Here is a 13,730-nt window from a genome sequence, read left to right on the forward strand (position 1 = left end):
ACCTCCCTGCTAGAGCACCACCGGCCGGTCCGGCAACTCGTCCGGGTTGGGATGGTCACCGGCCGGGAAGTGCTCGCGCAGCAGCGCGTGCACGGCCTCGATGCCGGCCAGGCTGCCGGCTCGCCATTCGGCGCGTGCGAAGGCGTCGCGCATGCGCTGGCAGATCGCGTCCCACTCGGCCTGCGGCACGCGGCGTGCGATGCCGCGGTCGGCCAGGATCTCGATGCGCTGCTCCGACAGCAGCAGGTAGATCAGCACACCGCAGTTTTCCTCCGTGTCCCACACGCGCAACTGCGCGAAGACTTCCTGCGCGCGCGTGCGCGCGTCCACGCCGGCCAGCACTGCGCGAACGGTCAGGCGTGACTCGACCGCGAAACGCACCTCTCCAAGGTGACCACGCTCGCCCACGGTGACCGCATTGGCCAGGTCGTCCAGCAACATCGCGGGAAAACGCTGGCGCAGCTGGAACCAGCCGCCGAACAGATTGGCGAACAATCGCTGCATGGGCGTCATCACCAGCTCCCCGAAGAACCGCCGCCGCCGAAGCTGCCGCCTCCCCCGCTGAAGCCGCCGCCTCCGCCGCCGAAACCGCCGCCGCCGAAGCCGCCACCACCACCAAAACCGCCTCCGCCGAAGCCGCCCCAGCCACCCCAGCCGCCGCGCCCGATCGAACGTCCGCCGCTGCCGGGCAGCAGCATGAACAAGCCCCCGATGATCGCGCCCAGCGCCGCTGCGCCGAGGCTTGCGGCGACCAGCCACAGGATGCCGCCGGTGATGCCGGCTCCCAGTGGCGTGCGCACGAACAGGTTGGCCCGGCCGAACAGGCTGCGCAGGAAGAAGGCGATGAAGATGCCGATGAACAGCGCCTGCTGGAAACCGATGCCGCGGTGCTCGCGTGGCGCGCCCTGGACCGGTGGCGGCAACGGCTCGCCGTCGATCAACTGGGTGAGCGCACCCACCGCATCGTGTATGCCGCCGTAGTAGTCACCCTCGCGGAACTTCGGCGCGATGTATTCGCGGATGATGCGGGCCGTGGCGGCATCGGGAATCGCACCCTCCAGCCCGTAGCCGACCTCGATGCGCACCCGCCGGTCGTCCTTGGCCACCAGCAGCAGCACGCCGTCGTCGGTGCCCTTGCGGCCGACCTTGTTCTGTTCGGCCACTGCAAGCGAGTAGCTTTCGATGTCCTGCTCGCCGGTGCTGCCGATCATCAGCACCACCAGTTGCGCGCCCTTGTTTTTCTCCAGCGCCTGCAGCTGGGCATCGAGTTCATCGACCTGCTGCGAGCTCAACGTGCCGGTCAGGTCGGTGACGTGGCGCTGCAGCGTGGGCACTTCGGCCGCCTGCGCTGCCCAGCCCGCGCCAAGGAGGAGCAGGCAAAGCAGCAGCCACGCCCGTTGTGGCCGGCGGCGGTCCATGTCAGTGCGCGGCCGAGCCGGCCGGTGCCGGCGCCTGCGTGCCGAAATCGACGGTCGGCGCAGTCGAGATCGCCTTCTCGTTCTCCACCGTGAAGTTCGGCTTGGTCTGGTAACCGAAGATCTTCGCCGTGAGGTTGTTCGGGAAAGTGCGGATCATCGAGTTGTAAGCCTGCACCGACTGCACATAGCGGTTGCGCGCCACGGTGATGCGGTTCTCGGTACCTTCCAGCTGCGCCTGGAGGTTCTGGAACAGGCCGTTCGCCTTCAGATCGGGGTAGCGCTCGCTGACCACCATCAGCCGCGACAGCGCGCTGGACAGTTCACCCTGCGCCTGCTGGAACTGCTGGAGCTTCTGCGGATCGTTGATGGTTTCCGGAGTGACCTGCACGCTGCCGACGCGGGCGCGCGCGTTGGTAACCTCGGTAAGCACGCGCTCTTCGTGCGCGGCATAGCCCTTGACCGTGTTGACCAGGTTCGGCACCAGGTCGGCGCGGCGCTGGTACTGGTTGAGCACTTCCGACCAGGCGGCCTTCACCGCCTCGTCCTGGCGCTGGATGGCGTTGTAGCCGCAGCCGCTGAGCAGCACGGCCAGCAGCGACAGCACGAGCACGCGAAGGGTCTTCATGACGGCACTCCGGATGGGTGGGAACGCCAGCGTAGGGTCAGCCTCCGGCCAGCGTCAACGAATGTCGCAGGATGGGCTTCGGCCACCCCGGGCCTACATCCCCAGGATCGCGGGCAGGCGCGGGCCGACGATCAGCGCCCAGCTCAGGCCCATGAAAACCAGCAGCACGAATACCGCCGCCGAACCCATGTCCTTGGCCCGGCCAGCCAGCTCGTGGAACTCGGGGCTGACCTTGTCGACCACCGCCTCGATCGCGGAGTTCAGCAGTTCGGCCGAGAGCACCAGGAACATCGGCAGGACCAGCGCCAGCTTCTCCAGCGCATCGTGTCCCAGGTAAAGCCCGAGCGGCAGCACCACGATCGCCAGGTACACCTCGAAGCGGAACGAGGCTTCGTGACGCCATCCGGCGCGCAGGCCCTTCATCGACCAGCGCAGTGCGTTCCACAGTTGTCGCGGCCCGCGGAAACCTTCGGCAGCCATCGGCTCAGGCCTTTGGCGCACAGGCGCCGCGAAGCGGCGGGAACGGGGCTGTCGACATGGGCGGCTACTCGCGATCGGCCGGCGGCAAGCGTGCCATAGTGCCACAGCGTCCGTCGCCAGGCCGCATGTCGCACTGCAGCGTCACGCGTTTGACGGATGGGTTACCCTCGGATGATTGCACCCCGGTTCAGGGTTGCAGAGCAGGCCGCCCCGCGGCAGTCAGTGTCAATCCGCTCGGAAACTCCATGGCAATCCAGAATCCACCCGTATCGCAAACGCGGTCCTTCAGCACCGTATTCCTGATCGAAATGTGGGAGCGCTTCGGCTTCTACGGCATGCAGGTGCTGATGGTCACCTACATGATGAAGAAGCTCGGCTTCGTCGACACGCACGCCAACCTGGTCTGGGGCGCAGCGGCGGCGCTGATCTACGCCACGCCCGCCATCGGCGGCTGGGTCGGCGACAAGCTGATCGGCACGCGCCGCACGATGCTCACCGGCGCGGTGGTGCTGGGCCTTGGCTACGCGATGCTGTGGATTCCGACCGACAACCCCTACCTGCTGTATGTCGCGCTGGGCGTGATCATCGTCGGCAACGGCTTCTTCAAGCCCAACGCCGGCAACCTCGTGCGCAAGATCTACGAGGGCGACGACACCAAGATCGACAGCGCCTTCACCATCTACTACATGGCGGTGAACGTCGGCTCGATGATCTCGATGACGCTGACCCCCTGGGTGCGTGACTACGTGGGCGAGCGCTACGGCGATGCCTGGGGCTGGCACACCGCCTTCGGCATCTGCGCCATCGGCCTGCTGCTGGGCCTGATCAATTACGTGTTGATGAGCCGCACGCTGCGCCATATCGGCTCGGCGCCTGACCAGAAGCCGTTCAACCTCGCCCGCTTCGGCGCGGTGATGCTGGCGGCCGTGGGCATGGTGTTCGTCTCGGCCTTCATCCTGCAGAGCCAGACGGTGGCGCGCATCTGCGTGTATGCCGCCGGCGTGGTGATCCTGGGCATCTTCATCCACCTGATCCGCTCCAGCCAACGCAGCGAGCGCGCCGGCCTGGTCGCCGCACTGGTGCTGACGGTGCAGACGATCTTCTTCTTCATCTTCTACCAGCAGATGTCCACCTCGCTGAACCTGTTCGCGCAGAAGAACGTGAACCTGGACTTCAGCGTGTTCGGCGTGCACCTGTTCACCTGGATTCCCGAGCAGTACCAGAACTTGAACGCGATCTGGATCGTGCTGCTCAGCCCCGTGCTGGTATTCATCTACAACTCGCTGGGCCGCATCGGCAAGGATCCCTCCGTCGCTGCCAAGTTTGCGTTGGGCTTCGCCGCGGTGGCGGCGGGCTTCTTCGTCTACGGCATCGGTGCGAACTGGGCCGTCGCCGGCCAGGTTTCCTCGTGGACCATGGTCTGGGGCTACGGCCTGTACTCGCTGGGCGAGCTGCTGGTGTCCGGCCTGGGCCTGGCGATGATCGCCCGCTACGTGCCGGCGCGCATGGGCGGCTTCATGATGGGCGCCTACTACGTCGCCTCGGGCATCTCGCAGTACCTGGGCAGCGTGGTGGCCAACTTCGCGCACATTCCCGAGGGCCTCAACGACCCGCTGCAGTCGCTCGAGATCTACACCAGCCTGTTCACCAAGCTCGGCTGGGTGGGCCTGGGCTGCACGGCGATCGCGGTGGCGGTGCTGCCGCTGATGAAGAAGCTCTCCAACAGCCACGCCGAGCATGCCGCCGCGGCCGACCCGCTACCGCCGGTTCGCAGCGAGGAAGGCTGGGAACTGCCGGGCTGATCCCGAGGGCGCCGCGGGCCACCGCGGCGCCTTTTTCGCGCCATGCCCCACCGGCACGCCAACCGCCGCATCGGGCCTTACGCCCTGACACGCATGCTCGCGTGGTTGCGCCTGTGCGCGATCGCCGGGCAAAGCGTCGCGGTGCTGGTCTGTGCTTTCTGGATGCACCTGCCCATCCCGCTGCTGCCGCTGCTGACCGGCATCGGCGCGCTGGCGGTGTTCGCCGTGTTCGCCGCCTGGCGGCTGGGCCAGCCCTGGCCGGTGCGCGAGTGGGAAACCATCCTGCACGTGGCGGTCGACACGCTGGTACTGGGCTACCTGCTCTACTTCACCGGCGGCGCCAGCAACCCGTTCGTGACCCTGCTGCTGGTGCCGATCGCGCTGACCGCCGCGGCACTGTCAGTGCCGGCGGTGCTGGCCGTGGCCGCACTGGCGGGCGTGGCGTACCTGCTGCTGCTGTATCGCTACGAGCCGTTGCCGCTGCCCATGCACGGCGGCGGCTTTTCGCTGCACATCCTCGGCATGGGCGTGAACTTCGTGATCACCGCGCTGCTGCTGGGTTTCTTCATCAACCGGCTGGCACGCGCCCTGCGCATGCAGCAACTGGAAGTGCAGCGGGTGCGCGAGCGCGCGCTGCGCGACGAGGGCATCCTTGCCATCGCCACCCAGGCCGCCGGCGCCGCACACGAGCTCAACACGCCGCTGGCCACCATGCGCACGCTGCTGCCCGAACTGCGCCGCGAGCACGCGCAGGACGCCCTGCTGGAAGAGGATCTCGCGCTGCTGCAGGAGCAAGTGGACCGCTGCCGCACGATCCTGCGCGAGATGGTCGCCTTCGGCCAGGCACAGTTGTCGCAGGAGGCCGAGCGGATGTCCCTGCAGGCGTTCGTGCACGGCTGCCTGGAACGCTTCCAGTTGCTGCGCCCGGAGGCCGAGCTCGCGCTCGACCTGCCCGACGCCACCGCGCGGCTGGTGCTGCGCGTGCCGGCGGGCCTGCGCCATGCGCTGATCAACCTGCTCAACAACGCGGCTGACGCCTCCGAATCGAGCGGGTCGGATGCGGTCGAATTGCAGATCCGCTGCGAGCACGGCTGGCTGGAGCTGACCGTGCGCGACCACGGCCCGGGCTTCGACAGCCAGGCGGAACTGGGCGAGCTTGGCCGCAGCGGCAAGCAGGGCGGCCTGGGACTGGGCCTGGCACTGGCCGAAGCCACTGCCGAGCGCCTCAATGGCGAGTTGACGGCGGATAACACCGGGCAAGGCGCACAGGTGCGACTGCGCCTTCCGCTGGCCGCGATCAAGGCCGGCTGAGGCAGGAAGCGTGCAAGTGCGTCGCACTCGGGCAAGAATGGCCGCTCCGACACCGCTGCCAGCATGCCCATGACCGATGCCAACGTTCCCCGTCAGTTGCTGATCGTCGACGACGACGCCACCTTCGTGCGCGTGCTCTCCCGCGCGCTGGGCTCGCGCGGCTTCGAGGCGATCGGCGCGACCCGAGCCGACGAGGCGCGGCAGCTGGCCCGGCGGCACCAGCCACGTTATTGCGTGCTGGACCTCAAGCTGGGCGACGAGAACGGGCTGAAGCTGATCTCCGAACTGCACGCGCTGGTGCCGGAGATGCGCATCCTGCTGCTGACCGGCTACGCCTCGATCGCCACTGCCGTGGAAGCGATCAAGCGCGGCGCGCACGACTACCTTGCCAAGCCGGTCGACGCCGATGCGGTGGTGCGCGCCCTGCTCGAAGGCGAAGGCCCGGCACCCGCCGACGACGAGCCGCCAGAGGCACCGGAGGCGCCGCTCGCGCTGCGCCGACTGGAATGGGAGCACATCCAGCGCGTGCTGACCGAATGCGACGGCAATATCTCCGAGACCGCACGTCGGCTGGGCATGCATCGCCGCACGCTGCAGCGCAAGCTGAGCAAGCATCCGGTGCGCGAGCGGCCCGACGCGGGCGAGTGATCGTGCCGTCGTAGGGCGGGCTTCAGTCCACCGACCGACAACGTCGCACGCAATGGTGGGCCGAAGCCCACCCCTGCGATTCCCCGGGGGATGCGCTTTCCACACTCCCGTGCGACAACGCGTCATCTGGCCGTGCACATTGGCGCCGCTATGCTGCGAAGCCTCGACCCACGTCCAGACTTGACCGTGAATCCCCGATCGCCCGGCATCTGCGTGCTCGCCATGCTGGCCATCCCCAGCCTGCTGCACGCCGCCGACACCCCACCACAAGCCACCACGCTCGCTCCGGTGATGGTGCACGCCAGCGACACCCAGGTCACCGAGACACCCGCCATCAGCGTGCGCATCGACCGCGCCCAGCTCGCACGGCAGAACGTCACCACCAGTTCCGATGCACTTCGCTTCGCACCCAACCTGCAGGTGCGCGCACGCTACATCGGCGATCCCAACGCCATCATCAGCGGGCGCAATGCGGGCACCCTGCAGAGCGCGCGCAGCCTGGTCTATTCCAACGGCCTGCTGCTCTCCAACCTGATGACCAACGGTTGGGACGGCGCGCCGCGCTGGGGCATGGTCACGCCCGAGGAAATCGGCGCGGTCGACGTGCTGTACGGGCCCTACTCGGCGCTCTACCCGGGCAACTCCATCGGCACCACCGTGCTGATCCACACGCATCTGCCCGAACGGCTCACCGCGAGCGCCAGCGTGCAGGCCATGAGCCAGGATTTCCACGATGCCTACGGTGGCGGCGGCCACTACAACGGACGCCATGCCGCCGTCTCGCTCGGCAACAGACAGGGCCGCTGGAGCTGGCTCCTCACCCTCGACCGGCTGGACAACCACGGCCAGCCGATGCAGTACGCCATCGCCAGGACCGGCGGCGATCCGTCGGCCGCGATCGCGGTGGACGGCGCCACGCTCGACCGCAATCCCAACGGCGGTCCGCGCCTGGTCTACGGCGCCAACAGCATCGCGCACACGGTGCAGACGCAGGCCAAGCTCAAGCTCGGCGTGGACCTAAGCGATCGCGTGGCCGCGCTGTTCACGCTCGGCTGGTGGCACAACCACGCCGAGGACCGTACGCGCAGCTTCCTGCGCGACGCGGACGGTCAGCCGGTCACCGCGGGCACCATCAGCGCCTACGGCCGCACCTGGACCCTGCCGCCCAGCGGCCTGGCGCCGAGCGCCAGCGAGGACACCCACCTGCTGTACGGCGCCGAGCTCAATGGCCACTGGTCCCATGACTGGCGCTGGACCGCCGTCGCCAGCCACTACGACTTCGCCCGCGCGCTTGCTCGTTCCGCCTCGCTGGCGCCGCCCATCGGTCCCCTGGGTGGTCCGGGCACGGCGGCCGACAACGCCGGCTCGGGCTGGGACACGCTCGACCTGCGCAGTTCCGGCCCGCTGGGCGACACACACATGCTTTATGCCGGCCTGCATGGCGACCGTTACGTGCTCGATTCCCGGGTCCACGCGGCGACCGACTGGCGAGGCCCGGCCGACGGTCCGCTGACGAGCGCATTCGCCGGCCGCACGCAGACTCGCGCCGCCTACCTGCAGGACGTGTGGAGCTTCGCCGATGCCTGGGCGCTGACGCTGGGAGCACGCCGGGAACAATGGCGCGCCTACGGCGGGCGCCGGGCGGACAGCACCACCACCGTGCGCTACGCCGACCGACAGCGCAGCGACCTGTCGCCCAAGGCCGCGCTCGAGTGGGACTTCGCGCCCGACTGGCAACTGCGCCTGGCCTGGGGCAAGGCCGTGCGCTACCCGACCGTGGCCGAGCTGTTCCAGGGCTCGATTTCCGCCAACGCGGTCGTCGGCAACGATCCCAACCTCAAGCCCGAGCGCGACAACTCGCTCGATCTCACGCTCAAGCAGCGACTCGCCCGCGGCCACTGGCGCGTCTCGCTGTTCCAGGACCGCATCGCCGACGCGCTCTACACGCAGACCGACATCACCGTCACACCCACCGTCACCAACGTGCAGAACATCGACCTCACCCGCATCCGCGGCATCGAGGGCGAACTTGCGCTGACCGACCTCTGGACGCCCGGACTGGACCTCACCGCGAGCGTGGCCGTGAACGATGCCAAGACCCTGCGCGACCGACGCTACCCGCTGGCCGAGGGCAAGTGGTTCCCGCGCATCCCGCGCCTGCGCGCCAGCCTGTTCGCCGACTACCGCTTTACCGATGGCTGGGAGGCCTCGCTCGGCATCCGCCGCTCCGGCAGCCAGCGCGGCACGCTGGACAACAGCGACTTCGTGGACACCTACGGTGCAGTCAGCGCCTTCACGGTCGCCGATGCAAAAGTGCGCTGGCACTTCGCCCCACGCTGGACCGCATCGCTGGGCGTGGACAACTTCACCAACGCGCGCTACTGGGTCTACCACCCGTATGCCGGCCGGACCTGGGTCGGCGGCGTGCGCTGGGACCTGTAGCGGGAGCAATGCCATGCGTCGCCTGCTGATCCTGCTGCTCTGCCTGGCCGTCGCGCCGGTGATCGCGCGCGAGCACATGGCCATGCCAAAGGAGCCGCCACTGGGCGCGAGCGCCGCGTTCGACGCGCAGGGCCGGCTCTGGCTCGCCGATACCGCGGACGGCCACGTGCGCCTGCGCCACTCGGACGACCTGGGCAGGACCTTCAGCGCGCCGGTGTCCGTCAACGCCACCCCTGAGCCGATCTACGCCGACGGCGAGAACCGTCCCAAGCTGGCGTTCGGCCCGAAGGGCGAGATCTACGTCAGTTGGTCGCAACCGCGTGCCACGCCGTGGACCGGCTTCGTGCGCTTCGCCCGTTCGCTGGACGGCGGCAACCGTTTTTCCGACCCCATCACCGTGCACCACGATCGCGCCGAAATCACCCACCGCTTCGATGCGCTTGCGGTCGACGGCAAGGGCCGCGTGCTGCTGGCCTGGATCGACAAGCGCGACCAGGCTGCAGCCGAGGCGGCGGGCAAGCCGTACCTGGGCGCCGCCGTGTACTACGCCTGGTCCAACGATCGCGGCGAGAGCTTCGTTCCCGAACGCAAGCTCGCGGAGCAAAGTTGCGAGTGCTGCCGCATCGCGCTTGCCCCCACGCCCGCAGGCGATATCGCCTCGTTCTTCCGTGCGGTCTACGGCGACAACATCCGCGACCACGCCTTCGCCGTGCTGCGCACGGACGGCGGGGCCAGCCGTGCCGAGCGTGCCACTTTCAGCAACTGGCACATCGCCGGCTGCCCTCACCACGGTCCCGGCCTGGCGATTGCGCCGGATGGCACCCGCCACGCGGTCTGGTACGAAGCCAATGGCAGGCCGACCATCTGGTACGGCCAGCTCCAGCCCGGGCAACGTGCCGCGCGCGCGCAGGCGATCGCCGGCGGGGGCGCCAGCCATGCGGACATCGCGGTACACGGCAAATCGGTATGGCTCGCGTGGAACCAGGTCGATGCCAAGGGCGAAGCGCTGATGCTGCGCCGCTCGAACGACGGCGGCCTGCACTTCGGTGCGCCGCGCACGCTGGCCATCGCCACCGTCGCGGTCGGCTCGCCGCAGTTGCTGCTGCGCGACGGCCATGCCTTCGTTGCATGGAACACCGCGGCCGGCTTCCGTCTGCTCCCTGCCGACACGCCATGAGACGCTGGCTCGCCGCCGTCCTCCTGCTGCCGGTGCTGGCCACCGCCGGCACCTTGCGGCCGCTGACCGCGGCCGAGGTTCCCGCCCTGCTCGCCCCGCCCGCGCACGGCGAACGCCTGATCGCATTGTGGGCGCTGGATTGCGCGTATTGCGAACCGAACCTGCAGGCGCTGGCGCGACTGCAGCAGGCGCACCCGAAGGCCATCGAGCTGGTCACCGTCGCCACCGACGACATGGCGCACGCCGCGGCCATCGAAAAGCGCCTTGCCGCCGCCGGCATGGCCGCCTGGCCCGCCCGCGCCTACGCCGAGGCCACGCCCGAGCGACTCAACTACCTGCTCGATCCGGAATGGGGCGGCGAAACGCCGCGCGTGCTGGTGATCCGTGCCGACGGTTCGCGACAGGGATTCAGTGGCGAGCTGACAACCAGGCAATTGAAGAGGCTTTTGCCCTGATCCGAAAGCAGGCAGTCAACAGCTGACGGCGGGATGCCTGGAACGCAATCCCCGGATACGCGAAACGCCCCGGTCGGGGCGTTTCGCATGTCTGGCGGAGAGAGAGGGATTCGAACCCTCGATAAGGCTTTTGACCCTATACTCCCTTAGCAGGGGAGCCCCTTCGGCCTCTCGGGCATCTCTCCGGGTGGTGTGTTCCGCACTTTCGCGGAGCCGGCAAGGATACCGGCCGACGCCGCCGAGGTAAAGCGTTCGTGATCAGTGTTCGCCGGTTTCGCCGGACGTGCTGCTACCGGACTCGTGCTCGCCCTTGATCCGCTGATAGATCTCTTCGCGATGCACCGCCACGTTCTTCGGGGCATTGATGCCGATCCGCACCTGATTGCCCTTCACGCCCAGAACGGTAACGGTCACCTCGTCACCGATCATCAGGGTCTCACCGACCCTGCGGGTCAGAATCAACATGTTGTATTACTCCATTACGCTGTTGTCACAGGCCTGCTGCCGATGGAGCTTCACCCCTGGAGCTCCCCGCCAGTCAGTTCGACGAAAGTCCGTCGAAGGCCCTACCGCCTTCCCCGGCTCACAGCCAAGGCATTCACCATGAATGCCCTTGCCTCGCGGCGGCATCGGGATTCGTGCTGCCGCCAGTCGTTCGATACTAGCCGAGCGCAAGCGCCGTGCGCAACGCATTTCGAGGGCGATAAATACCCGATTCACAATGCCCTGGAGCGGCTACATCCTTTGGCCGATCCAGTCCGGCAGAGCCTCCAGCAGGACCGGTAGCTGTGCGGTATCCAGACCGCCACCCTGGGCCATGTCGGGACGCCCACCGCCCTTGCCTTCAATCTGCTGCGCGACGTGCGAAACCACATCGCCGGCCTTGATGCGGCCAAGCGCTGCGCCGTGCACGCCGGCCACCAGCGAGACCCGGCCGTCGGCGGCGCCCGCCAGCAGGACGACGCAATCGACCAACTGTCGCTTGAGCTGATCCACGCTGTCGCGCAGGGACTTGGCGTCGAACCCCTCCAGGCGTGCTGCCACCACCTTGATGCCGCCCACGTCGCGGGCGTTCCCGGCCAGGTCGGCGGTGGCGTTGCCGGCCGCCTTGCTGCGCATCGATTCGAGTTCGCGCTCGAGCTTCTTCTGGCGGTCGAACAGTTGGCGCAGCTTTTCGATCACGTCGTCGCCGCTGCCCGAAAGCAGGTGCGAAAGCTCGGCCAGGCGCCGCTCCTCGTCGGCGACGAAAGCCAGCGCGCCATCGCCGGTCACCGCCTCGATGCGGCGCACGCCCGAGGCCACGCCCGCCTCGCTGACGATCTTGAACAGACCGATGTCGCCGGTACGGCTGACGTGCGTGCCGCCGCACAGCTCGGTGGAGAAGTCTCCCATCTTCAGCACGCGCACGTCGTCGCCGTACTTCTCGCCGAACAGCGCCATCGCGCCGAAGGCGATGGCATCGTCATAGGCCATCTGGTGCACCTCGGCCGGCGCGTTGCGGCGCACCTCGGCGTTGACCAGCGCCTCGACCGCGGCGAGCTCCTCGCGGCTGACCGGCTTGAAATGCGAGAAATCGAAACGCAGGCGCTCGGGCGCCACCAGCGAACCCTTCTGCGTGACGTGCTCGCCAAGCACCTGGCGCAGCGCCGCGTGCAGCAGGTGGGTCGCGGAGTGATTGAGCACGGTGGATTGGCGACGCGCGGTATCGACCTGGGCGTCCAGGGTGTCGCCGGTGCGAAGCGCCACGCCGTGCCAGCGGCCCGCGTGGCCGAAGAACACGCCGCCCATCTTGAGCGTGTCGTCGACCTCGAAGCGGCCGTCCGCATGGCTCAGCACGCCGGTGTCGCCCACCTGGCCGCCGGACTCGGCGTAGAACGGCGTACGGTCGAGGATCAGCAACGCTTCCTCGCCATCGTCCAGTGCGTCGACCTGCTCGCCGTTGCGCACGATGCCGATCACCTTGCTGCCGGTCGCCGCCAGCGCCTCGTAACCCAGGAACACCGTGGGCGCCAGGCGACTGGCCAGCTCCGCCGGCATCTGCCCCTTGGCTTCGAAACGGCCGGCGGCGCGGGCGCGCTCGCGCTGCTCGTTCATGGCCTGCTCGAAGCCGGCCATGTCGACGGTGAGGCCGCGCTCGCGCGCGATGTCGCCGGTCAGGTCGACCGGAAAACCGTAAGTGTCATAGAGGCGGAACGCATCGGCGCCCGAAATGGTGTTGCCTGCCTTCTTTGCCACCTCGTCGAACACGCGCATGCCGTGCTCGAGCGTCTCGCCGAAGCGCTGCTCCTCGGTGCGCAATGCGTCCTCGACGAAGGCCTGCCTGGCGGCGAGCTCGGGATAGGCCGCGCCCATCTCCTCGACCAGCGGCGCGACCATCTTCCAGAAGAATTCGCCGCGCACGCCGAGCATCCAGCCATGGCGCAGCGCGCGACGGATGATCCGGCGCAGTACATAGCCTCGACCTTCGTTGGAGGGCAGCACGCCGTCCACGATCAGGAAGGAACACGCGCGGATGTGGTCGGCGATCACACGCAGCGACTTGTTGGCCAGGTCCCTGGTTCCGGTGAGTTCGCCCGCCACGCGGATCAGGTGCTGGAACAGGTCGATCTCGTAGTTCGAGTGCACGTGCTGCAGCACGGCCGCCAGGCGCTCCAGGCCCATGCCGGTGTCCACGCAGGGGGCCGGCAACGGCGAGAGCGTGCCGTCCGGCGCGCGGTCGAACTGCATGAACACCAGGTTCCAGATCTCGATGTAGCGATCGCCATCCTCGTCGGGCGAGCCCGGCGGGCCACCGGCCACGCCCGGGCCGTGGTCATAGAAGATCTCGGTGCAGGGGCCGCAGGGACCGGTGTCGGCCATCTGCCAGAAGTTGTCCGAGGCGTAGGGCGCGCCCTTGTTGTCGCCGATGCGCACGATGCGTTCGGCCGGCACGCCGACCTGTTTGTTCCAGATGTCGTACGCCTCGTCGTCGGTCTGGTAGACCGTCACCCACAGGCGCTCGGCCGGCAACTTGAACACGCCCGTGAGCAGCTCCCAGGCATAGGCGATGGCCTCGCGCTTGAAGTAGTCGCCGAACGACCAGTTGCCCAGCATCTCGAAGAAGGTGTGGTGGCGCGCGGTGTAGCCGACCTGGTCCAGGTCGTTGTGCTTGCCGCCGGCGCGCAGGCAGCGCTGCACGTCGGCGGCGCGCGCGTACGGAAGCTTTTCACTGCCCAGAAACACGTTCTTGAACTGAACCATCCCCGAGTTGGTGAACAGCAGCGTGGGATCGCTGGCCGGCACCAGCGAGCTGGACGGCACGATGGCGTGGTCCTTCGCGCGGAAGAATTCAAGGAAGGCGTTGCGGATTTCGGCGGTTTTCATGGGCGGTGG

General features: G+C 68.2%; 12 protein-coding genes and 1 tRNA gene. 6 read left to right on the plus strand and 7 right to left on the minus strand.

Annotated features, from left to right (window positions below; translation table 11 throughout):
• Nucleotides 1-9: 9 nt before the first annotated feature.
• The 4 genes from LQ771_RS10640 to LQ771_RS10655 all read right to left on the minus strand — a co-directional run bounded on the left by LQ771_RS10640 (nucleotide 10) and on the right by LQ771_RS10655 (nucleotide 2,523).
• Nucleotides 10-513 carry a TPM domain-containing protein gene (locus tag LQ771_RS10640; protein ID WP_231349374.1) on the minus strand — a complete coding sequence of 168 codons (504 nt, stop codon included), beginning with the start codon at nucleotides 511-513 and terminating at the stop codon, nucleotides 10-12.
• Entirely contained in the window at nucleotides 513-1,418 is a 906-nt protein-coding gene (locus LQ771_RS10645; protein ID WP_231349376.1) for a TPM domain-containing protein, read from the minus strand. Before LQ771_RS10645 ends, LQ771_RS10640 begins: the two co-directional genes overlap by 1 nt.
• Before the next feature lies 1 nt (nucleotide 1,419).
• Nucleotides 1,420-2,043: a LemA family protein gene (locus LQ771_RS10650; RefSeq protein WP_231349377.1), complete on the minus strand. Its 624-nt coding sequence runs from the start codon at nucleotides 2,041-2,043 to the stop codon at nucleotides 1,420-1,422.
• A 93-nt stretch (nucleotides 2,044-2,136) separates the two neighbouring features.
• The gene (locus tag LQ771_RS10655) at nucleotides 2,137-2,523 is read right to left on the minus strand and encodes a diacylglycerol kinase (RefSeq protein ID WP_231349378.1); all 387 of its coding nucleotides are present in this window, start codon (nucleotides 2,521-2,523) and stop codon (nucleotides 2,137-2,139) included.
• 245 nt (nucleotides 2,524-2,768) lie between these two features.
• On the opposite strand from LQ771_RS10655, the gene LQ771_RS10660 reads away from it, so the two are divergent.
• The 6 genes from LQ771_RS10660 (at nucleotide 2,769) to LQ771_RS10685 (ending at nucleotide 10,358) form a co-directional block, all read left to right on the plus strand.
• Entirely contained in the window at nucleotides 2,769-4,325 is a 1,557-nt protein-coding gene (locus LQ771_RS10660; RefSeq protein WP_231349380.1) for a peptide MFS transporter, read from the plus strand.
• 42 nt (nucleotides 4,326-4,367) lie between these two features.
• A complete protein-coding gene (locus LQ771_RS10665; protein WP_231349381.1) occupies nucleotides 4,368-5,636 on the plus strand; it encodes an ATP-binding protein in 1,269 nt (422 codons plus the stop codon).
• Nucleotides 5,637-5,705: 69 nt separating this feature from the next.
• Nucleotides 5,706-6,284 carry a response regulator transcription factor gene (locus tag LQ771_RS10670; protein WP_231351894.1) on the plus strand — a complete coding sequence of 193 codons (579 nt, stop codon included), beginning with the start codon at nucleotides 5,706-5,708 and terminating at the stop codon, nucleotides 6,282-6,284.
• A gap of 186 nt (nucleotides 6,285-6,470) precedes the next feature.
• On the plus strand, nucleotides 6,471-8,726 hold the full coding sequence (locus LQ771_RS10675; protein ID WP_338030333.1) for a TonB-dependent receptor: 2,256 nt from the start codon (nucleotides 6,471-6,473) through the stop codon (nucleotides 8,724-8,726).
• Nucleotides 8,727-8,739: 13 nt separating this feature from the next.
• Entirely contained in the window at nucleotides 8,740-9,903 is a 1,164-nt protein-coding gene (locus LQ771_RS10680; RefSeq protein WP_231349383.1) for a sialidase family protein, read from the plus strand.
• A complete protein-coding gene (locus LQ771_RS10685; RefSeq protein WP_231349384.1) occupies nucleotides 9,900-10,358 on the plus strand; it encodes a thioredoxin domain-containing protein in 459 nt (152 codons plus the stop codon). The genes LQ771_RS10680 and LQ771_RS10685 overlap by 4 nt, the downstream gene beginning before the upstream one ends.
• A 92-nt stretch (nucleotides 10,359-10,450) precedes the next feature.
• On the opposite strand, the gene LQ771_RS10690 is transcribed toward LQ771_RS10685, so the two are convergent.
• The 3 genes from LQ771_RS10690 to alaS all read right to left on the minus strand — a co-directional run bounded on the left by LQ771_RS10690 (nucleotide 10,451) and on the right by alaS (nucleotide 13,721).
• Nucleotides 10,451-10,543: transfer RNA gene (locus tag LQ771_RS10690), tRNA-Ser, on the minus strand.
• A gap of 73 nt (nucleotides 10,544-10,616) precedes the next feature.
• On the minus strand, nucleotides 10,617-10,823 hold the full coding sequence (csrA, locus tag LQ771_RS10695) for a carbon storage regulator CsrA (protein ID WP_231349385.1): 207 nt from the start codon (nucleotides 10,821-10,823) through the stop codon (nucleotides 10,617-10,619).
• 270 nt (nucleotides 10,824-11,093) lie between these two features.
• On the minus strand, nucleotides 11,094-13,721 hold the full coding sequence (gene alaS / locus LQ771_RS10700; RefSeq protein WP_231349386.1) for an alanine--tRNA ligase: 2,628 nt from the start codon (nucleotides 13,719-13,721) through the stop codon (nucleotides 11,094-11,096).
• Between the last annotated feature and the right edge of the window lie 9 nt (nucleotides 13,722-13,730).

The sequence above is a fragment of the Frateuria soli genome (assembly GCF_021117385.1).
Lineage (GTDB): Bacteria > Pseudomonadota > Gammaproteobacteria > Xanthomonadales > Rhodanobacteraceae > Frateuria_A > Frateuria_A soli.

Coding starts and splice junctions, on each gene's coding strand:
- LQ771_RS10670 (WP_231351894.1), top strand. CDS start 5,706: ATGACCGATGCCAACGTTCCCCGTCAGTTGCTGATCGTCGACGACGAC.
- alaS (WP_231349386.1), bottom strand. CDS start 13,721: ATGAAAACCGCCGAAATCCGCAACGCCTTCCTTGAATTCTTCCGCGCG.
- LQ771_RS10645 (WP_231349376.1), bottom strand. CDS start 1,418: ATGGACCGCCGCCGGCCACAACGGGCGTGGCTGCTGCTTTGCCTGCTC.
- LQ771_RS10685 (WP_231349384.1), top strand. CDS start 9,900: ATGAGACGCTGGCTCGCCGCCGTCCTCCTGCTGCCGGTGCTGGCCACC.
- LQ771_RS10665 (WP_231349381.1), top strand. CDS start 4,368: ATGCCCCACCGGCACGCCAACCGCCGCATCGGGCCTTACGCCCTGACA.
- csrA (WP_231349385.1), bottom strand. CDS start 10,823: ATGTTGATTCTGACCCGCAGGGTCGGTGAGACCCTGATGATCGGTGAC.
- LQ771_RS10655 (WP_231349378.1), bottom strand. CDS start 2,523: ATGGCTGCCGAAGGTTTCCGCGGGCCGCGACAACTGTGGAACGCACTG.
- LQ771_RS10680 (WP_231349383.1), top strand. CDS start 8,740: ATGCGTCGCCTGCTGATCCTGCTGCTCTGCCTGGCCGTCGCGCCGGTG.
- LQ771_RS10660 (WP_231349380.1), top strand. CDS start 2,769: ATGGCAATCCAGAATCCACCCGTATCGCAAACGCGGTCCTTCAGCACC.
- LQ771_RS10640 (WP_231349374.1), bottom strand. CDS start 513: ATGACGCCCATGCAGCGATTGTTCGCCAATCTGTTCGGCGGCTGGTTC.
- LQ771_RS10650 (WP_231349377.1), bottom strand. CDS start 2,043: ATGAAGACCCTTCGCGTGCTCGTGCTGTCGCTGCTGGCCGTGCTGCTC.